Origin of the sequence: Streptomyces sp. NPDC048411 (assembly GCF_040704695.1) — a bacterium.
In the GTDB taxonomy this organism is placed as follows: domain Bacteria; phylum Actinomycetota; class Actinomycetes; order Streptomycetales; family Streptomycetaceae; genus Streptomyces.
Genome location: NZ_JBEZKL010000101.1, coordinates 1 through 20920, shown reverse-complemented (window position 1 = coordinate 20920; position 20920 = coordinate 1). Strand labels below are relative to the sequence as shown.

General features: G+C 71.9%; 13 protein-coding genes and 1 riboswitch. Of the genes, 10 read left to right on the top strand and 3 right to left on the bottom strand.

Features of this window, described 5'->3' with window-relative positions; all coding sequences use genetic code 11:
- Positions 1 to 271: 271 nt before the first annotated feature.
- Complete coding sequence (locus tag AB0915_RS28255) at positions 272 to 1858, bottom strand: alpha/beta hydrolase (RefSeq protein ID WP_366693759.1); 1587 nt, start codon at positions 1856 to 1858, stop codon at positions 272 to 274.
- Positions 1859 to 1982: 124 nt separating this feature from the next.
- The gene (locus AB0915_RS28250) at positions 1983 to 4715 is read right to left on the bottom strand and encodes a lysylphosphatidylglycerol synthase transmembrane domain-containing protein (RefSeq protein WP_366693758.1); all 2733 of its coding nucleotides are present in this window, start codon (positions 4713 to 4715) and stop codon (positions 1983 to 1985) included.
- 236 nt (positions 4716 to 4951) lie between these two features.
- Here AB0915_RS28250 and AB0915_RS28245 point away from each other — a divergent pair, with 236 nt between their 5' ends.
- The 6 genes from AB0915_RS28245 to AB0915_RS28220 all read left to right on the top strand — a co-directional run bounded on the left by AB0915_RS28245 (position 4952) and on the right by AB0915_RS28220 (position 16389).
- Complete coding sequence (locus AB0915_RS28245; protein WP_366693757.1) at positions 4952 to 5404, top strand: MGMT family protein; 453 nt, start codon at positions 4952 to 4954, stop codon at positions 5402 to 5404.
- 206 nt (positions 5405 to 5610) lie between these two features.
- Entirely contained in the window at positions 5611 to 9009 is a 3399-nt protein-coding gene (locus AB0915_RS28240) for an ATP-dependent DNA helicase (protein WP_366693756.1), read from the top strand.
- A 431-nt stretch (positions 9010 to 9440) separates the two neighbouring features.
- The gene (locus AB0915_RS28235) at positions 9441 to 12893 is read left to right on the top strand and encodes a UvrD-helicase domain-containing protein (protein ID WP_366693755.1); all 3453 of its coding nucleotides are present in this window, start codon (positions 9441 to 9443) and stop codon (positions 12891 to 12893) included.
- A 10-nt stretch (positions 12894 to 12903) separates the two neighbouring features.
- Positions 12904 to 14298, top strand: a complete 1395-nt coding sequence (locus AB0915_RS28230; RefSeq protein ID WP_366693754.1) for a dipeptidase — start codon at positions 12904 to 12906, stop codon at positions 14296 to 14298.
- Between the two features lie 43 nt (positions 14299 to 14341).
- Complete coding sequence (gene nudC, locus AB0915_RS28225) at positions 14342 to 15289, top strand: NAD(+) diphosphatase (RefSeq protein ID WP_366693753.1); 948 nt, start codon at positions 14342 to 14344, stop codon at positions 15287 to 15289.
- Between the two features lie 98 nt (positions 15290 to 15387).
- A riboswitch (ZMP/ZTP riboswitch) is annotated at positions 15388 to 15485 on the top strand.
- A gap of 40 nt (positions 15486 to 15525) precedes the next feature.
- A complete protein-coding gene (locus AB0915_RS28220) occupies positions 15526 to 16389 on the top strand; it encodes a bifunctional 5,10-methylenetetrahydrofolate dehydrogenase/5,10-methenyltetrahydrofolate cyclohydrolase (RefSeq protein WP_366693752.1) in 864 nt (287 codons plus the stop codon).
- A 290-nt stretch (positions 16390 to 16679) separates the two neighbouring features.
- On the opposite strand, the gene AB0915_RS28215 is transcribed toward AB0915_RS28220, so the two are convergent.
- Positions 16680 to 16937, bottom strand: a complete 258-nt coding sequence (locus AB0915_RS28215; RefSeq protein WP_366693751.1) for a glutaredoxin domain-containing protein — start codon at positions 16935 to 16937, stop codon at positions 16680 to 16682.
- Between the two features lie 132 nt (positions 16938 to 17069).
- On the opposite strand from AB0915_RS28215, the gene AB0915_RS28210 reads away from it, so the two are divergent.
- From AB0915_RS28210 to AB0915_RS28195, 4 genes are all read left to right on the top strand, one after another.
- Positions 17070 to 19316 carry an ATP-dependent DNA helicase UvrD2 gene (locus AB0915_RS28210; protein ID WP_366693750.1) on the top strand — a complete coding sequence of 749 codons (2247 nt, stop codon included), beginning with the start codon at positions 17070 to 17072 and terminating at the stop codon, positions 19314 to 19316.
- A gap of 164 nt (positions 19317 to 19480) precedes the next feature.
- On the top strand, positions 19481 to 19807 hold the full coding sequence (locus AB0915_RS28205; protein ID WP_366693749.1) for a hypothetical protein: 327 nt from the start codon (positions 19481 to 19483) through the stop codon (positions 19805 to 19807).
- A 172-nt stretch (positions 19808 to 19979) separates the two neighbouring features.
- Positions 19980 to 20348: a WhiB family transcriptional regulator gene (locus AB0915_RS28200; protein WP_030915514.1), complete on the top strand. Its 369-nt coding sequence runs from the start codon at positions 19980 to 19982 to the stop codon at positions 20346 to 20348.
- A gap of 32 nt (positions 20349 to 20380) precedes the next feature.
- A complete protein-coding gene (locus AB0915_RS28195; protein WP_366693748.1) occupies positions 20381 to 20704 on the top strand; it encodes a hypothetical protein in 324 nt (107 codons plus the stop codon).
- Positions 20705 to 20920: the final 216 nt, after the last annotated feature.

Genomic DNA, 20920 nt, shown 5'->3' with positions numbered 1-20920 from the left:
TTCGAAGGGGCCGGTCCGCGTCATGCGGCCGGCCCCTTCTCCGCTCTCTCCGTCACGAACAGGTCTTGCCGTCCGCCGGGACTTTCCGGAACTCGGGCAGCAGGGCCCTGGCTTCCGCGACCGTCGGCCGGAGGCTGCTGTCCGTGCAGGAAATGGCGCGCTGCGAGTGGCTCGCTCCCCTTGGTGCCTGTGCGTACGGCGTGCGGCGAGAGGCCAGGGCCCGTGCGCCCGGCGTGATCCGGAGGGGCCCCGGGCGCCGCCGTCGACAGCTTCAGCGGCAGACGGTACCGGCTGCCGGGACCGTGCCGTCCAGCAGATAGCTGACCACCGTCTTCTTCACACAGGCGTTGCCGCTGTTGTACGCGCCGTGCCCCTGGCCCTCGTAGGTCATCTGCACCCCGACGCCCGGGCCCAGCTCTTGCGCCATCGCCTGTGCGCCCTTGTACGGGGTCGCCGGGTCGCCCGTGTTGCCGATGACCAGGATGGGGGCCGCGCCGGGAGCGCTGACGTCCGGGGTCTTCCACGCACCCGCGACCGGCCAGTCGGTGCACTGCAGCAGACCCCAGCCCAGATAGTCGCCGAAGACCGGCGACGCCTTCCGGAACTCCGGAATCAGCGCCCTCGTCCCGTCGACGGTGAACCGCTGCTTCGAGTCGGCGCAGTTGACGGCCGCGTTGGCGGCCGTCGAATTGTCGTAACGGCCGGTCCGGGAACGGCCGTTCAGGGAGTCGGCCAGGGCCAGGAGCAGTGCGCCGTTCCCGCCGTCAGCCTCGTCGATCCCCTGTTCCAGCAGCGACCAGGTCTCCTTGGAGTAGAGCGAGGCCGCGATTCCGGTGGTGGCCTGGGACTGCGTCAGCTGCCGGGAGCCGAGCCCCGAAACCGGCTGCTTGTCCAGCCGGTCGAGAAGTTCGGCGATCCCCTGCTCGACCTCCTTCCCGGTGGTTCCGGGAAGCTTGCAGGCGGCGCCGCGATCCGCGCAGTTCCGGGTGAAGTTGTCCAGCGCCAGCTGGAAGCCCTTCGCCTGGCCGAGGGAGGACTGCTTGTAGTCCTCGGTCGGGTCGACGACCCCGTCGAGCACCGCCCTGCCGACCTTCTCCGGGAACAAGTGCGCGTAGACGCCGCCCAGTTCGGTGCCGTACGAGATGCCGAAGTAGTGCAGCTTGTCGTCGCCGAGCACCTGGCGCATCAGATCCATGTCGCGGGCGGCGTTGGTGGTGCCGACGTAGGGGAGTTCGGAGCTGGAGTTCTTCTCGCAGGCCGCGGCGAACTTCCTCTGCTGGTTGAGGAGGGCCTGCTCCTCGGCGGCGGTTTCCGGGGTGGCGTCGCTCTGGAAGCGCGCGTCGAGCTGTTGGTCGTTCTCGCACTTCACCCCTTCGCTGCGGCCGACCCCGCGCGGATCGAAGCTCACCAGGTCGTAACGGGTACGGAGGCTGGCGTACGAGGGGCCGAAGGCGGGCAGCGTGGCGACGCCGGAGGCGCCGGGACCGCCGAAGTTGAAGATGAGCGAGCCGATTCGCTTGTTCTGGTTGACGGCCCTGGCGCGGATCAGCGCCAGCGGGATCGTGTCGCCGCCCGGCTTCGCGTAATCGCGCGGGACCTTCATGAAGGAGCACTCCCAGACGGCGCCGCCGGGGAGGGGGGTCGGGGCGGTTCCGCCGCCCTGCGCCGTGGACGGGGCCTGGCAGGTCTTCCACGTCAACTTCTGGGAGGCCAGGTCGGCCGATCCGGAGGCGTCGGCGGCGTTCGCCGCGTGCGGAGGGTTCTCGTTGCCGCTGTTGTCCGAACAGGCGGTGAGGGGCAGCAGAACGGTGGCGGTGGCCGCGAGGGCCGCGGCGCGCAGGGCAGGGGAGGTCCTCATCGCCCCATCGTGCGACGGCGCGCGGGGTGGCGCGCGGGGCACCGGTCCAAGTGGGTGGCCCAGGGGCTTTCGTGGGGCAGGGGCCGTGGGGGTTCTCCCCGGTGGGCGGTTTGGCGGCGGCGTGTCAGAGGGCGCCCTTGCGGGTGAGGCGGTTGAAGCAGAGCCAGCCGGGCAGGACCGGCAGCCACAGGGTCATCAGCCGGAACAGCAGTACGGCGGGCGCCGCGACCTCCTTCGGCAGGCCGACCGCGATCAGTCCCAGCGTCAGCGCGCCCTCGACCGCACCCATACCGCCCGGCGTCGGCGCCGCCGACCCCAGTGCGTTGCCGGCGAGGAAGACCACCGCGATGCTCGCGTAGCTGAGCTGCGGCACGTCGGGACCGCTGAACGCCCGGATCGACGCGTCCAGGCACATCACGAACAGGCCGGTCAGCAGCAGCATGCCGCCGATACCGGTGAGCAGCTTCTGCGGGCGCTGCACGACATCGAGCATGCGCGGTACGACCCCGGCGAACAGCGACCGCACGCGCGTCACCACGAACTTCCGCAGGAACGGGATCGCGGTCACCACCAGGACCAGCACCGCGACCGTCAGCAGTCCGGCGATCACGGTCCTGGACGGGGCGAGCGACGGAGTCTTCTCGGTCCCGGTCAGGTATCCGAACGCGGCCAGCAGCAGGATGTGGCAGCCGAGCCCGAACAGCTGCGAGGCGCCGACACTAGCGACGGCGAGCCCCGGGCGTACCCCGGAACGCTGCAGGAACCGCGTGTTCAGCGCCACACCGCCGACCGCGGGCGGCGCGACGAGCTTCACGAACGAACCGGCGACCTGCGCCAGCACGGTCTTCCCGAACGGCACCCGCTCCGGCACGAACCCCAGCAGGCTCATCGCCGCCGCGATGTAACTGAGCGCCGAGAACCCGAGCGCCGCCGCCACCCAGCCCCACTCCGCCTGCTCGACGACCGCGCCGAAGTCGGCCTGCGTGACCTGCGAGATCAGGAAGTACGCGGCGATCGCACCGGCGATGAAGCTGAGCAGCGTGCGCGGCTTGATCCGCTCCAGCCGGACCGGCTCCACGGGCGCCTGCGGCCGGATCAGCAGCACCTGGCGGCGGATCTGGGTCAGCAGATCCTCCTCCCGGGCCTCGTCCAGGGCATCGTCTATCGCCCGCTTCTCCGCCTGCTTCTCATTGCGGAGCGCCTTGCGGTCGGCAGGGACCGACGCCTGTGCCCCCTGGGCCTTGGCGAGCTTTGCCGCGTCCGACGCCGCGATCACCGCCTCGCGCTCGCGCTGCGACCGCTCACGGGCCAGCCTGCGCAGCGCCGCCCGGGTGGAGCGGCTGAGGGCGATCGGCTGGAGCAGCGGCAGGCAGTTCGCCACGGCATCGGGGCCGAGGACCTCGAGCGCCGCCGCGACGGCCCGCTCGGCCCCCACCCGCAGACCAGTGGTCGTGAGCAGCTGCGCGATGTCCATCCGCAGCACCAAGTCACCGGCCGCGATCTCACCGCCGCGCAGATCGGTCACGAACACCGTGCCGGAACGATCCACCAGGATCGCGTCGCCGGTGAGCCTGCGGTGCGCGATCCGCCGGGACTGGAGCGCCTTCACCTGCCGCCAGGCGCCGCGCACCAGGTCGTCGGTGATCTCCACGTCCTCCAGCGCATCGAGGGAGCGCCCGCCGATGTGCTCGTACACCAGCATCACGGCGTCGGGACCGAGCTCCGAGGTGGCGATCAGCTTGGGGGCGTTGGCTCCGGCGGCGATCGCCGCGTACGCGAGGAGCGCCTCCTGCTCCAGCGCCTGGCGCAGAGACTGGAGGGATTGGCGCTGGGTGATGCCGCGCAGGGTGAGTCTGCGCCACACCCGGTAGAAGAAGCCCTGTGCCTGCTGTTCCCGGTCGACGACCGTCACATCCAGCGGTGGACCGTCCTCCAGGGAAACCAGATAGCGGCGGCCCCGGTCGCTCGGGTCGCCGGAGTCGGGGGTGTCCTCGGCGCGCATCGCGGTGACCGGGCGGAAGCCGACGTGACGCAGACCGGCCATCAGATGCTGACCGGTCGGCCGGACGTTCGGCGAGCCGACCGTGTACAGCGTGCCGTACGCGACGGTCCAGCCGATCAGCACGGTGAGGACGATCGAGAACGGGGTCGTGTAGCCGCCCACCAGCATGGCGAAGGTGTCGAGCAGCAGCACCACCCACAGCACGACCCGCCAGCGCGGCCGTCTCGCCATCCCGACCGCCGTCATGTAGGCGATCACGGGTGCGAGATAGCCGTGTACGGGATCGGTGAGCGCGGCACCGGGCTGAGGCTGGGTAAGCGCGTCCTGAATGGTGCCGGGGGCGGATTTGGCGACCCAGAGGTCGGTGGCCAGCGTCACCCCGTGCGCGAGGACGGCGGCGAGGACACCGTCCGCGATCCGCAGCCCGTCGCGTTTGATGAGCCGCTCGATGGCGAAGGCGACGGGCACCAGCAGCACCGCGATGCTGGAGACCAGGCCGGCGAGCTTGATCAGAACGTCGGGTGCCTGGTCCGTGCCCTTGGTGATGTCGTGTTCGAGACCGGTGGTCGTGCCGTGGGCGAACGCGGCGATGGAGAACAGGACGGCGATCGCCAGGACACCGACGAGGAGCCGCATCAGGTCGGAGGGGCGGTGCACCCGGGCGGGGAGCAGCGGCTCGTCACCGGAGACCCGGTCGGCCTGTTCGGCCTCGGCGACGGTCGAGAGGGTGGAGCCGACCAGATGGTGCGGAGCGGCGTCCCGCTCCTCGCGCTTCTGCGTCGGCCGCTGCTGCTCCCGCTGCTCTTCCGGGCGCTGCTCGGCGTCAGAGGCGTCGGCTGCCTTCGGTGGCTGCACGCCCTGCTCCTTCATCGCCTCTGATTGGTCTTCGTGGTCTCGTATCACCGGTCACCGCCCGCATGATGGTGGCACGGCCTGGAGACAGAGGGGGGTATCAGGGTGCACTGCACGGTCGCGCGATGCGCAAGATACGCCCCTTTGCTCTCGGGTGCACACTCAGTGAGTGCACGGCTACGCGCCCCTCGGTCGTGCACCGGGCCGGACTGTCGGTGGCATACGGCACCATGGGCCGGATGAGCCAACACCGGACGAGCGGCGACGGGGCGAGGGGCGACCGGGCGCCCGACGCGTCGCCGGAGTACGACGCACTGCCGGAGTACGCGGAGCGCGTGCTCGATGTCGCCGACCTGATCCCGCCCGGCCGCGTCATGACGTACGGCGATGTCGCGGAGTGGCTGGGGGAGGGCGGCCCGCGCCAGGTCGGCCGGGTCATGGCGCTGTACGGCGCCGCGGCGCCGTGGTGGCGGGTGGTGCGGGCCGACGGGGCGCTGCTGCCCGGTCACGAGCTGCGGGCGCTGGACCACTACCGCGAGGAGAGCACCCCGCTGCGCGAGGCCTCGCGCAGCGCTGAGGGCCACCTGCCGCGCCTCGACATGAAGCGCGCACGGTGGGACGGCGTGACCGGTGGGCACGGGGGCACCGACCGGAACGAGGACCAGGACGGGGTCGGGAGAGCTCACACCTGACAGCTTCCGCCATTTGGCCCCATGACGGGCGCAGCCGGGCCCTTCCGATGGACGAAAATGCCGGCGTGACCTGCCGTGCGACGCGGAACGTGACGTTCGACGCAGTGGACCCGCCGCATCCCACGCCCCCGCTGGCGTAGCGTCGACAGTTCGCGGCAGGCACCCCCGCCCCCCACCATCAGCACCCCCCAGGACCGGCGATCCACGTGAGCTCCTCCTCCACCCGGCACAGTCCGCACCGTCAGGCACCGCAGGGGGTCCCCCCACGCCCGCAGGGGCGCAGGGGGAGGACCACGGGCGCGTACCGGCTGGTGCGCACCCGGCCGGGTTCCGTGGACCCTCCTGTTCTGGACGCAGCGCAACAGTCGGTGGTTGATCATCCCGGCGGACCGCTGCTGGTCCTCGCCGGACCGGGCACCGGCAAGACGACCACGCTCGTCGAAGCGGTCGCCGCCCGCGTCGCCAGGGGCGGCGACCCGGCCCGCATCCTGGTCCTCACGTTCAGCCGCAAGGCGGCCGTGGAGCTGCGCGACCGGATGGCCGCCCGGCTCGGTGCCGCCCGCGGCCCGCAGGCCACCACGTTCCACTCCTTCTGCTACGCACTGGTCCGTGCCCATCAGGACGCCGATCTCTTCGCCGACCCGCTGCGGCTGCTCTCCGGACCCGAGCAGGACGTCACCGTCCGCGATCTCCTGGCCGGCCAGCTCGAACTGGAACAGGAGGGCATCGCGCACATCCGCTGGCCCGACGAGCTGCGAGCCTGCCTGACCACGCGTGGCTTCGCCGACGAGGTACGCGCGGTGCTCGCCCGCAGCCGCGAGCTGGGCCTCGGCCCGGATGCCCTCGCCGACTTCGCGCGCCGCACCGGCCGCCCGGACTGGGGCGCGGCCGCCGCGTTCCTCGCCGAGTACCTCGACGTGCTCGACGCGCAGGGGGTGCTGGACTACGCGGAGCTGGTCCACCGGGCGGTGCTCCTCGCCGAGCGCCCCGAGGTGTCGGCGGTGCTGGCCGGGGCGTACGACGCGGTGTTCGTCGACGAGTACCAGGACACGGACCCGGCGCAGGTGCGGCTGCTGCACGCGCTGGCGGGCAACCGCGGGAGAGCGCCGGGGGCCGGCGGCGGCCGGGACCTGATCGCGTTCGGAGACCCGGACCAGTCGATCTACACGTTCCGGGGCGCCGACGTGAACGGCATCCTCGACTTCCCGGAGACGTTCCGGCGGGCGGACGGCGGCCCGGCCCCGGTCGGCGTCCTCACCACGTCGCGGCGCTCCGGCGCACAGCTGCTGGCCGCCACCCGGCTGCTCACCCGGCGGATGCCGCTGACCCGGCTGCCGTCGGCGAAGGTCCGCGCCCACCGGGAGCTCGCCGCGGCACGCGAGGGCGGGCGCGTCGAGACGTACACCTACCCGACCGCCTCCACCGAGCTGGACAACATCGCCGACCTGCTGCGCCGCGCCCACCTGGAGGACGGCGTGCCATGGAACGAGATGGCGGTGCTGGTACGTGCCGGGGGCCGCACGATCCCCGCGGTGCGCCGCGCCCTGACGTCGGCGGGTGTGCCCCTGGAGGTCGACGGCGACGACCTCCCGCTGCGCCACGAACCCGCTGTGGCCCCGCTCCTCACCGCCCTCCGCACGGTCGCCACGGCCGCGCTGCACCGCACGACGGCCGCGGAGCCGACGGCCCCGGACGACGGTGCCGCCCCCGCGTCCGAGGAGCCCGCCGCGCCCTGGCTCGACACCGAGACCGCCCTCACCCTCCTCACCTCTCCCCTCGGCTCCATGGACGCCGCCGATCTGCGCCGGCTCGGCCGGGCGCTGCGCGACGAGGAGCGGGCCGCCGGGAACCGGGTCCCGCCGCCCTCCGGCGCGCTGCTGGCCCGCGCGCTCGTCGAACCCGAACGCCTCGTCGCACACGACCCCGCCTACGCCCGCGGTGCCCAGCGCCTCGGCGCGCTGCTGCGCAAGGCACGCGAACTCCTCGAAGGCGGCGGCACCGCCGAAGAGGCCCTGTGGGAGCTGTGGGCGGGCACCCCCTGGCCGGCGCGGCTCGAACGCGCCGCGCTGCGCGCCGGCGCGGGCGGCCGCAACGCCGACCGCGATCTCGACGCCGTCTGCGCGCTCTTCGACACCGCGGCCCGCGCCGAGGAACGCACCGGCGGCCGCGGCGCGCTCAACTTCCTCGAAGAGATCGACGCCCAGGACATCGCCGCCGACACCCTTTCCAAGCGGGTCGGACGCCCCGACGCCGTACGGCTGATGACCGCGCACCGCTCGAAGGGCCTGGAGTGGCGGCTGGTCGTCGTCGCCGGGGTGCAGGAGGGGCTCTGGCCGGACCTGCGCCGCCGCGGCTCGCTGCTCGAAGCGGACCGGATCAGCCGCGACGGCCTCGCCGAACCGCTCACCCCGGGCGCCCTCCTCGCCGAGGAACGACGCCTCTTCTACGTGGCGGCGACCCGCGCACGGGAGCGGTTGATCGTCACCGCGGTGAAGGCCCCCGCCGCCGACGGCGATCAGCCGTCCCGCTTCCTCACCGAGCTGGGCATCGAACCCCGCGACGTCACCGGACGCCCGCGCCGCCCGCTCGCCGTCGCCGCGCTCGTCGCCGAGCTGCGCGCCACCACCGTCGACCCCGATGCCTCCGACGCCCTGCGCGACGAGGCCGCCCACCGGCTGGCCCGGCTGGCCGCGCTCACGGACGACGAGGGGCAGCCGCTCGTGCCGTCGGCCCATCCGTACCGCTGGTGGGGGCTGTACGAGCCGACCCGTTCGGCCGTCCCGCTCCGGGACCGGGACCACCCCGTGGCGCTCTCCGGCAGCGCACTCGACCAGCTGGCCAACACCTGCGCCCTGCAGTGGTTCCTCGGCCGCGAGGTGAAGGCGGACGCCCCGGCGACGGCCGCGCAGGGCTTCGGCAACGTCGTGCACGTACTCGCCGACGAGGTCGCCTCCGGCCGCACCCCCGCCGACCTGGCGGTCCTGATGGAGCGCCTCGACTCGGTCTGGGACGGGCTGGTCTTCGACGCCCCCTGGAAGTCGCAGCAGGAGAAGGAACACGCGAGGGTCGCCCTCGAACGCTTTCTGCGCTGGCATGTCATGGACCGCACCGGTCGCACCTCCGCCGCGAGCGAGCACGACTTCGACGTGACGCTCGAAGCAGGGGAGTACGAGGTACGGATCCGTGGCTCCATGGACCGCGTCGAACGGGACGCCGACGGCCGTGCGTACGTCGTCGACTTCAAGACCGGCAAGCAGTCCCCGACGAAGGACGAGGTCGCCCGCCATCCCCAGCTCGCCGTGTACCAGCTGGCCGTCCGGGAGGGGGCGGTCGACGAGATCTTCGACGGCCACCGCCCCGCCCCCGGCGGCGCCGAACTGGTCCAGCTGCGGCAGCCGGCACCGAAGAAGGAGGGCGGCGACGCCCTTCCCAAGGTGCAGGCCCAGGAACCGCCCACCACCGAGTGGGTCTCCGACCTGCTGGCCACCGCCGCGGGCCGGGTCCTGGACGAACGCTTCACACCCACGACCGGCCGGCACTGCATCCACTGCACGTTCCGGGCCTCGTGCAGCGCTCAGCCCGAGGGCCGGCACATCCTGGAGTGACCGGGCTGCGGCTCCGGCCGGCCGAGTTGAACCACAGCGGTCGTGGGCGTGCGGCCGGCGACAACCCTGAGGCGGCAGTCCCGCAGGATGCTCCGGTCCCGGCCATCCGCTGCGATCACCCCACTCACCGTGCGATCCGCGCGCGGGCGCGCCACGGGTCGAGGGGCGGCCCCGGAGCGGCCAGTGGCGGAGGCCACAACTGCCTCCGGGGTGCCCGGACGCTCTCAGCCGGCCCGTCTCGTGCTCAACCCGTCCCGCATCCCACTCGGCAGACACCCCAGGTGGCCTTCCTCGCAAGGCTGTTGAGGCGATCAGATGCCGTCGCCGCGGTCAGCGGCCGACCTGGACCACAGGTGGCCTCCCGGCGAGGCACGTCCCGGCCTCCTCGCGGACCCCGCACGTTGTCGGTGCCCCCGGTTAGCCTCTGTGGGGTGTCCTCACGTATCACCGATCCCGAGCAGCTCAAGGAGCTCCTCGGGATCCCCTTCACTCCGGAGCAGACGGCCTGCATCACCGCGCCGCCCGCCCCGCAGGTGATCGTGGCCGGAGCCGGGTCGGGGAAGACCACGGTGATGGCGGCGCGCGTGGTGTGGCTGGTGGGGACCGGGCAGGTCGCCCCGGAGCAGGTACTCGGGCTCACGTTCACGAACAAGGCTGCGGGCGAGCTCGCCGAGCGCGTCCGCAAGGCACTCGTCGCCGCCGGGGTCACCGACCCGGACGCCATCGACCCGGACAACCCGCCGGGCGAGCCCAGCATCTCCACGTACCACGCCTTCGCCGGACGGCTCCTCACCGAGCACGGGCTGCGCATAGGACTCGAACCCACCACCCGCCTCCTCGCCGACGCCACCCGCTACCAGCTCGCCGCCCGCGTGCTGCGCGAGGCCCCGGGCCCGTACCCGGCACTGACCAGGTCGTTCCCCACGCTTGTCAGCGATCTGCTGGCACTCGACGCCGAGCTGGCCGAGCATCTCGTACGCCCCGAGCAGCTCGCGGAGTACGACACCGAACTCCTTCGCGCGCTCGCAACGGCCCGGCTCACCAACGCCGAGCTGCGCAAGATCCCGGAGACCGCCGAGGCCCGCCGCGAACTCCTCTCACTGACCCGGCGCTACCGCGACGCCAAGCGCAGCCGCGACCTCCTCGACTTCGGCGACCAGATCGCCCTCTCCGCCGAGCTGGCCCTCACCCGCCCCGAGGTCGGCGCGATCCTGCGCGACGAGTACCGGGTCGTCCTGCTCGACGAGTACCAGGACACCTCCGTCGCCCAGCGCCTGCTCCTCTCCGCCCTCTTCGGCAGCGGCCCCGACGGCACCGCGTCCGGGCACCCCGTCACCGCCGTCGGCGACCCCTGCCAGGCGATCTACGGCTGGCGCGGTGCCTCCGTCGCGAACCTCGACGACTTCCCGCACCACTTCCCGCACACCGACGGCGCCCCCGCCACCCGCTACTCCCTCAGTGAGAACCGCCGCAGCGGCGGCCGCCTGCTGCACCTCGCCAACGGACTCGCCGAGCCGCTGCGCGCCATGCACGAGGGCGTCGAAGCGCTGCGCCCCGCCCTGGGCGCCGAACGCGACGGCATCGTCCGCTGCGCCCTGCTGCGCACCCACACCGAAGAGATCGACTGGCTCGCCGGCTCGATCGCCCATCTCGTACGGACCGGGAAGGAACCCGGCGAGATCGCCGTGCTGTGCCGTACGGCGGGCGACTTCCCGGAGATCCAGGCCGCGCTCGTCGCCCGCGACATCCCCGTCGAGGTCGTCGGCCTCTCGGGGCTGCTGCACCTGCCCGAGGTCGCCGACCTCGTCGCAGTCTGCGAAGTCCTCCAGGACCCCGGCGCCAACGCCTCCCTGGTCCGGCTGCTCACCGGGCCCCGCTGGCGGATCGGCCCCCGCGACCTGGCCCTCCTCGGACGCCGCGCCCGCCTCCTCGTCCACCGCGCGGCTCATGCGGACGACGACGACTTCGATCCCGACCGCCGGCTCGCCGAGGCGGTCGAAGGCATCGACCCGGCCGAGGTGATCTCGCTCGCCGACGCCCTCGACACCTTCCTCGAATCGAGCGGTACGGAGGACGACGGGCTGCCGTTCTCCGCCGAGGCACGCGTCCGCTTCGCCCGCCTCGCCACCGAACTGCGCGAGCTGCGCCGCTCGCTGGCCGACCCGCTCATGGACGTCCTGCACCGGGTCCTCGCCACCACCGGTCTCGAAGTCGAGCTCTCCGCGTCGCCGCACGCGCTGGCCGCCCGCCGCCGCGAGACCCTCGCCAACTTCCTGGACGTCGCGGCCCGCTTCGCCGCAGTCGACGGCGAGGCTACGCTGCTGGCCTTCCTCGGCTTCCTGCGCACGGCCGTCCAGTACGAGAAGGGCCTGGACAACGCACTGCCCGGCGGCGAGAACACCGTCAAGATTCTCACCGCCCACAAGTCCAAGGGCCTGGAGTGGGACGTTGTCGCCGTGCCCGGCCTGGTCACCGGACAGTTCCCCAGCGGACAGTCCCGTGACGCCTGGACCTCCCAGCCCAAGGTCCTTCCGCACGCCCTGCGCGGCGACGCACCCACCCTGCCCGTCATCCACTCCTGGGACGCCAAGGGGCTGGGGGGCTTCAAGGAGGAGATGAAGGAGCACCAGCACACCGAGGAACTCCGGCTCGGCTACGTCACCTTCACCCGGCCGCGCAGCCTGCTGCTCGGCTCCGGCCACTGGTGGGGGCCGTCCCAGAAGAAGCCGCGCGGCCCGTCGGACTTCCTGCGGGCGCTCTACGAGCACTGCGCGGCCGGACACGGCGAGATCGAGGCATGGGCGGACGAGCCTGCCGAGGACGAGGAGAACCCGGCCCTTGCGGAGGCGGCCGCCGACCACCCCTGGCCGCTCCCGCTGGACGACACGGCGCTGGCCCGCCGCCGGGCGGCCGCGGAGACGGTGCTGGCCCACCTGCAGACACTGGCGGGGGAGTCGGCGGCGGGTGCGGCGCCGGGGGCGTACCCCGTGGCACCGGACGACCAGCGGTATGCCGATGACGAGCCGTACCCGGACGACGAGGCGTACCCGGACGAGGCCGCGGCCTGGGACTCCCTGTCGAGCGAACCTCCCGCGGACCCCGCCCCCCACGTCCCCGCCGCCCGCACCCCCTCACGGCTCACCCCGGAGGAGACCCGCACCCTCGCCTCCTGGGACCGGGACCTCGATGCGCTCGCCGGTGAGCTGCGCCGCGCCCGCACCACCGTGCGCGAGGTCCTGGTGCCCGCCTCGCTCTCCGCCACGCAGCTGCTGAGGCTCGCCGACGACCCCGACGGCTTCGCCCAGGAGCTGGCCCGGCCCATGCCGCGGCCGCCCGCGCCCGCGGCCCGCCGGGGCACCAGGTTCCACGCCTGGGTGGAGGCCCGCTTCGAGGAGCTGCCGCTGCCCATGCTCGGCCCCGACGAGCTGCCCGGCGGCGACGGGAGCGACATCGACATTGCGGACGAGGCCGACCTCGCCGCACTCAAGGAGGCCTTCGAGCGCACCCCGTACGCCCACCGCACCCCGTATCGCGTCGAGACACCGTTCCAGATCACGCTCGCGGGCCGCGTGGTCCGGGGCCGGATCGACGCCGTGTACCGCACGGAAGATGCGGACGGGGTCACCTACGAGATCGTCGACTGGAAGACGACCCGTCACACCCCCCACGGCCACGAAGACACCTCGCCCGTCCGCACGGCCGACCCGCTGCAGCTGGCCGTCTACCGCCTGGCCTGGGCCGAACTGCACGACGTGCCGCTCGACTCCGTCACCACCACGTTCCTTTTCGTCCGCACCGGAGAGGCCGTCCACCCCACCGATCTCCCCGGCCGGGCCGAGCTCGAACAAATCCTGCGGGACGAGCCACCTCCCGCAGGCCGATAGGCTCAAGACCATGAGCGACACCCCGGACAGCGCCGTCCGTACGTATATCGAACAGCACCGCACAGCCTTCCTCGACGACCTTGCCGAGTGGCTGCGCATCCCCTCCGTATCCGCCCAGCCGCAGCACGAGGAAGACGTACGGCGCAGCGCCGAGTGGCTGTCCGCCAAGCTCAAGGAGACCGGCTTCCCGGTCACGGAGGTCTGGGAGACGCCGGGCGCCCCCGCCGTCTTCGCCGAGTGGCCCTCCGAGGACCCGGACGCCCCGACCGTCCTCGTCTACGGCCACCACGACGTGCAGCCCGCCGCCCGGGAGGACGGCTGGGACACCGAGCCGTTCAAACCGGTGATCCGGGACGGCCGGATGTACGGCCGCGGCGCCGCCGACGACAAGGGCCAGGTGTTCTTCCACACCCTCGGCGTCCGGGCCCACCTCGCCGCCACCGGCCGCACCACTCCCGCCGTCCACCTCAAGCTCCTCGTCGAGGGCGAGGAGGAGTCCGGCTCCCCGCACTTCCGCGCCCTGGTCGAGCAGCAGGCCGCGCGCCTCGCCGCCGACGCCGTGATCGTCTCCGACACCGGCATGTGGGACGAGACGACCCCGACGGTATGCACCGGCATGCGCGGTCTCGCCGAGTGCGAGATCGAGCTCCACGGCCCCGAGCAGGACATCCACTCCGGATCGTTCGGCGGCGCCGTCCCCAACCCGGCGACCGCTGTGGCCCGCCTCGTCGCCGCGCTGCACGACGCGGACGGCCGGGTCGCGATCCCCGGTTTCTACGACGGCGTGACGGAACTCACCGATGCCGAGCGCGCCCTCTTCGCCGAGCTCCCCTTCGACGAGGCCGGCTGGCTGCGTACCGCCAAGTCGCAGGCCGCGACGGGCGAGGCCGGCTACTCCACGCTGGAGCGCATCTGGGCGCGCCCCACGGCCGAGGTCAACGGCATCGGTGGCGGCTACCAGGGCGCCGGGAGCAAGACCATCATTCCGTCCTCCGCCCTTGTGAAGATCAGCTTCCGGCTGGTCGCGGGCCAGGACCCCGACCACGTCCAACAGGCCGTCCGGGCCTGGGCGCAGGCTCAGTTCCCGGCCGGCATCCGCCACCGGATCACCTTCGCCCCCGCCACCCGCCCGTGCCTGACTCCGCTGGACCACCCCGCCCTGCAGGCGGTGGCCCGCGCCATGGGACGGGCCTTCGGCCAGAAGATTCTCTTCACCCGCGAAGGAGGCTCGGGGCCCGCCGCCGACCTGCAGGACGTGCTCGGCGCCCCCGTTCTTTTCCTGGGCATCTCCGTACCGTCCGACGGCTGGCACGCCCCCAACGAGAAGGTGGAGCTGGACCTCCTGCTCAAGGGCGTGCAGACAACTGCCCACCTCTGGGGCGAACTGTCCGCCGCACTCCGCTGAATCCTCTGAACACCCGATCCGTCCCGGGGAGTAGGAAGCACCTGTGAGCACCTTCGACAACGCCACCACGGACCGGCCCATCGGTCTCACCGCGCCCAGCGGCATCGACCGCGCCGCGCACCACCGCCTCGACGAGGCCTGGCTCTCCGCCGCCTGGAGCCACCCGACCACCCGGGTCTTCGTGGTCTCCGGCGGGCAGGTGCTGATCGACGACACCGCAGACGGCGGCACGGAGATCGTCATGACCCCGGCCTTCGAGGCCCCGGTCACCGAGACCCACCGCTACTTCCTCGGCACCGACGTGGACGGCGTCAGCTACTTCGCGCTCCAGAAGGACTCACTGCCCGGCCGCATGGATCAGCCGGCCCGCCCGGCCGGGCTGCGTGAGGCCGGACTGCTTCTCGGCCCGCGCGACGCGGGGCTGATGGCGCACGCGGTGGCGCTGGAGAACTGGCAGCGGCTGCACCGCTTCTGCTCCCGCTGCGGTGAACGCACCGTCATCGCGGCGGCCGGCCACATCCGCCGCTGCCAGGCCTGCGGCGCCGAGCACTACCCGCGCACCGACCCGGCGGTGATCATGCTGGTGACGGACGACCAGGACCGCGCCCTGCTGGGCCGTCAGGTGCACTGGCCGGAGGGCAGGTTCTCGACGCTCGCGGGCTTCGTCGAGCCCGGGGAGTCGATCGAGCAGTCCGTCGCCCGCGAGGTGTTCGAGGAGGCGGGTGTCACGGTCGGCGAGGTCGAGTACATCGCCAGCCAGCCCTGGCCCTTCCCGTCCAGCCTGATGCTGGGCTTCATGGCGCGGGCCACGTCGTCGGAGATCAACGTCGACGGCGAGGAGATCGAGGAGGCGCGCTGGTTCTCCCGCGAGGACCTGACGGCGGCCTTCGAATCGGGCGAGATCCTGCCCCCGTTCGGCATCTCGATCGCGGCTCGTCTGATCGAGCTCTGGTACGGCAAACCGCTCCCGAAGCCGGGCAGCGTGGGCTGACGCACAGTGCGGGGCGGGCGACGGGGCACGCGCGGCCGGGTCGTCCGCCCGTCACTGCCGCCTGATTCCTCCCCCAGGGCGCTCTGTCCGTTAATCTGGCCCTGGGCCGTGACTGGCGCTGAGGTGGAGCACCACCGGGGAGCGGTCCGACGGAAACTCTCGACAACCGTCGATGCCGTGCGCCTGGGCGATTCATCGTGATCCTCGTGATCCTTAGTGACGCTCAGGAGTGAAGCGTGGCCCAGACACAGACAGCCCGTCCGATGGACGGCACCGCCCTTGCCCGCCGCATCATCGAGACCAGCGCCGCGACGGCGGCGGAACTCCGGCTGCGCACCGGGAAGGCGCCCTGCCTGGCGACCGTGCTGGTCGGCGACGACCCGGCGTCCGTGACCTACGTCCGGATGAAGCGCCGCCGCTGCGAAAGCGCGGGCATCGCGTCACGGCACGTGGCCCTTCCCGCCACCTCCACCACACAGGACGTGGTCGACGCGGTCACCGCACTGTCGAACGACCCCGATGTGCACGGCATCCTGTTGCAGCATCCCGTGGGTCCCCACATCGACGAGCGCGCCGCCTTTGAAGCGATCGACCCGGCCAAGGACGTCGACGGGGTCACCATGCACTCGTTCGCGGCGATGAGTTTCGGCCTTCCCGGCTTCGTCTCCTGCACACCCGGCGGCATCATGCGCCTGCTCGACGCGTACGAGGTCGACCTCGCGGGAAAGCACGCGGTCGTCGTGGGCCGCAGCGCCATCCTGGGCAAGCCCGCCGGAATGCTGCTGCTCGGCCGGGACGCCACCGTGACGTACTGTCACTCACGGACGGCCGACCTCCCGTCGATCGTCCAGCAGGCGGACGTGCTGCTGGCCGCGGTCGGCAAGCCGCGCTTCATCGCCGGTGCGGACATCAAGCCGGGTGCGGTGGTGCTCGACGCCGGATACAACGACGGCAACGTCGGCGATGTCGACTTCGAGACCGCCGCCGAGCGGGCACGGCTGATCACTCCGGTCCCGGGCGGCGTCGGACCGATGACCATCGCGGTCCTTCTCGAACAGACAGTGGCCGCGGCCGCCCTGCAGCTCGGGGCCGCGGCGTGAGCTGACGCCCGGTTGCCCGGCAGAAAAACGGCTGCCGGCTCGCGGGCACGGACACGCCCGCCGCCTTCCGGCGGACCGGAAGGCGGCGGGTGTGTCTGCAAGGCGCGTTGGTGCGGGCGTTCCGCTGCCGCGAGGCGCGGGAATCGCTCGCCCAGTGTGCCCGAAGCAGACGTTCTGGGCCGATGATCTCTACCCGTGGCCCGCATCGACCCTGCTGGGAGATCGCGGGCACCTGACCCGCATGGAGTCGACCACGACGATCGACGACAGCCGAGCGGCCAGACCTGCCGTCAGACCGCGAGGGCCTGCTTCACCTGGGCCAGGCTCGGGTTCGTCATGACGATGTTCTCGCCACCATTGGGGGGAACCACCAGCACGGTCGGGACGGTCTGGTTGCCCCCGTTGGCCTTCTCGACGAAGGCCGCGGACGCCGGGTCCTGCTCGATGTTGATCTCGTTGTACGTGATGCCCTCGCGGTCCATCTGGCCCTTGAGCCGACGGCAGTAGCCGCACCACGTGGTGCTGTACATCGTCACAGTGCCCGGCATGTTTTCGCGCTCCTCTGTCTTGTTCGTCTCACTCACGACTGCGGAAAAGCCGCCCATGCGGTTCCCCGCAGGGAGTGGAACGTACGTGACCTGGTCACCATTCCCGCCGCCGACTCCGCATTAGTACGACGGATGCTGCCCCCCTGTGGACAACTTCCGCGTCCGCCTCTCCCGACCTGGCAGCATGGCGGGGTGACAGCAGCAACGCATTCCTCTCTTTTCCCGCAGGTCCCCGAGTCGGCGGACGCCGTGCTCGACGGGCTGGACCCCGAGCAGCGCGAGGTCGCCCTGGCCCTGCACGGCCCGGTGTGCGTGCTGGCCGGAGCCGGTACGGGCAAGACGCGAGCGATCACGCACCGCATCGCGTACGGGGTGCGCGCCGGAATACTCCAGCCGACCAGTGTGCTGGCCGTCACGTTCACCAACCGGGCCGCGGGCGAGATGCGGGGCCGGCTCCGCCAGCTCGGCGCCGCCGGGGTGCAGGCGCGGACCTTCCACTCCGCCGCCCTGCGCCAGCTCCAGTACTTCTGGCCGAAAGCAGTCGGTGGTGAGCTGCCGAGGCTGGTGGAGCGCAAGGTCCAGCTGGTCGCCGAGGCCGCCGCCCGCTGCCGCATCCGGCTCGACCGCAACGAGCTGCGGGACGTCACCAGCGAGATCGAGTGGGCGAAGGTCACGCAGACCGTGCCCGCCGACTATCCGGCCGTGGTCGCCAAGTCCCAGCGCGACGCCCCGCGCGACACCGCCGAGATCTCCCAGATCTACGCGATGTACGAGCAGCTGAAGCGCGACCGCTCGGTGATCGACTTCGAGGACGTGCTGCTCCTCACCGTCGCCATCCTCCAGGACCGTCATGACATCGCCGACCATGTCCGCCGCCAGTACCAGCACTTCGTGGTCGACGAGTACCAGGACGTCAGCCCGCTCCAGCAGCGCTTGCTCGACCTCTGGCTGGGCGACCGGGACAACCTGTGCGTCGTCGGGGACGCCAGCCAGACGATCTACTCCTTCACCGGGGCCACCCCCGAGCACCTGCTGAACTTCCGCACCCGCCACCCGAACGCGACCGTGGTCAAGCTGGTCAGGGACTACCGTTCCACGCCCCAGGTGGTCCACCTGGCCAACGGCCTGCTCGGCCAGGCCCGTGGCCGCGCCGCCGAGCACCGGCTCGAACTCGTCTCGCAGCGGGAGAAGGGCCCCGAGCCGGCCTACACGGAGTACGGGGACGAGCCCGCGGAGGCGGAGGGCACCGCCCGCCGGATCCGCGATCTGATCGCCTCCGGCGTCCCGGCCGGGGAGATCGCCGTGCTCTACCGGGTCAACTCCCAGTCCGAGGTCTACGAGCAGGCCCTCTCCGACGCGGGCGTGCCCTACCAGTTGCGCGGCGCCGAGCGCTTCTTCGAGCGCGCGGAGGTGCGGGAAGCGGGCGTCGCCCTGCGCGGTGCGGCGCGCGCCGGGGGGAACGACTCCTTGCTCGACGACGCGGACGGGCTGCCCTCCCAGGTGCGGGCCGTGCTCTCCACCAAGGGGTGGACCATGGAGCCGCCCGCGGGCTCCGGCGCGATGCGCGACCGCTGGGAGTCCCTCGCCGCGCTGGTCCGGCTGGCCGAGGACCTCGAACAGGCCAAGCCGGGGGCGACGCTTTCCGATCTGGTGGCGGAGCTGGACGAGCGGGCTGCAGCCCAGCACGCCCCGGCGGTCCAGGGAGTCACGCTGGCCTCGCTGCACTCGGCGAAGGGCCTGGAGTGGGACGCCGTGTTCCTGGTCGGGCTGACCGAGGGCATGATGCCGATCACGTACGCCAGGACGGATGAGCAGATCGAGGAGGAGCGCCGCCTGCTGTACGTCGGTGTCACCCGGGCGCGTTTCCATCTCTCGCTGTCATGGTCGCTGTCCCGGTCGCCGGGCAGCCGCGGCGGGCGGCACCCGAGCCGCTTCCTGAACGGAGTGCGTACCGGCTCGGCGGCGCTCAGCGGGCGTGGCACGGTTGGCGGCGGAGGCATCGAGCGCCCCGCGGTGATCAAGCGCAGGCGTCGTGGCCTCGCGCTGTGCCGGGTCTGCGGCAAGACACTCACGGACGCCGGCGAGATGAAGCTGATGCGCTGTGAGGACTGCCCCTCCGACATGGATGAGGCGCTGTACGAGCGGCTGCGCGACTGGCGGGCGGACCGGGCGAAGGAGATCGGCCAGCCCGCCTACTGTGTGTTCACCGACAAGACGTTGATGGCGATCGCGGAGGCGGTGCCGGGCAGCGAGGGCGAACTGGCGGGAATCTCCGGGGTCGGTGTCCGGAAGATGGACCGGTTCGGAGCCGCCGTGCTGGCCATTTGTGCAGGTGAGGACGCGGTCGAGGGGCTTGAGGGAGACGACGGGGAGGCGTGAGAAAAACTCGTCGAAAAAATAGTTTGCGCCCGCCCCAGTCATCACCATAGGTTCTTAACCACGGGAACAGCGGCTTCTGTGAAGCCCTGATCCTGTGCTGTACTTATCCGAATACGCAGGACCGGCCCGCCGGTCCACCGAGACGCCGAGAGGAGGCGATTGTCGTGATCAGCATCATCGAGACCAACAAAGTGACCGATCTGTCGGTCGTCTCCGCCTGCTCGCTCGGCCTCGCCTGCTCTTCGGAATTCTCGCTTCGTGGCACCGGTCTGTCCGGCGTTTCCGCCGTCAGCCCGCTGTCCCTGGCGAGCCTCCCCGTGCGGGAGCGCAATGAGCGACCGGCCCAGGCACCGACGGCAGCAGTAGCGAAGGGACAGGCCAAGGCGGCCTATGCCTTTGCGGCAGTCGGTGCCGGAGCCGAGCAGCAGACGACGCACCACCACATGATGTGGGCCTTCCGTGGGCCTGAACCCTGGAGTGATCCAGCCTGATACACCATCAGGCAGGCGCCTTCAGGGCCGCGGAACCCCACTCGGGATCCGCGGCCCTTTTGTTTTGTCCCAACGGACGACACAGCGAGAAGGCGCCTCGGGACAAGCAGTACCCGGTACCAGCAGCCACCCGGCCGACCGGCCGGAACAACCAGACGAGGACACCACCACCGTGCAACTCGAAGCGCACGCCCCGTCCGTACCGCCTTCCGAAACGATCCCCCCGCCCGGCCTCACGGAGGACTCCACCTTGATCCCCCTCACTGCGCTCACCGCGCTCGACGACGCTATCGAGAACCTCGGCGTGCCCGTCCCCTGCCGTTCCTACGACCCGGAGGTCTTCTTCGCCGAGTCGCCGGCCGATGTCGAGTACGCCAAGTCGCTCTGCCGAACCTGCCCGCTTGTCGAGGCCTGCCTCGCCGGCGCCAAGGAGCGCCGCGAGCCGTGGGGTGTCTGGGGTGGCGAGCTCTTCATCCAGGGCGTCGTCGTCGCTCGCAAGCGGCCGCGTGGCCGTCCGCGCAAGAACCCGGTCGCGGCGTGACCGCCGGCCTGGGAGCCACGGCTCCCAAACCCATGAAGCGCATCGGAACCATCGACCGTCCCCGGACCCACGACCCTCGAAATCAGGCACCAATGACCGTCCCCACGAATGAGCCCATCGGCTCCGCGACACCGAACGTCACGATCATCGGCGCGAACGACTCGCGTCAGAACAGGAACCGCGAGATGCAACTCATCCCAGAAGCCCTGGCACGTGCACATATGCACGACCGCCTGAGGGAAGCCGACGCGGAGCGCCGGGCCGTGCGCCTGGTCACCGCTCGGCGGATGCAGCGCCGGGCGGAGCGCGTTTCTATGCGCGCCCGCCGTGCGCTGGCCATGGCGCTCATGCACTAGTGCCCCTTCCGGCAAGCTTTGCCCCGTCGCAGGGCAGACATTGCCGGTCACGGCACTAGCCAGGCCGGAAACCGCAGCACCCGCTGCCGGGCGCCGCTCCGCCCGGCAGCAGCCAGTAACCCCCTTGTCAGTACCCCTTCCGCGGGGGGGGGGCCGCCCGGACCGCCCCCCCCCCCCCCCCCCCAACACCCCCACCGCGAGGCCGGGGGGCCCGCC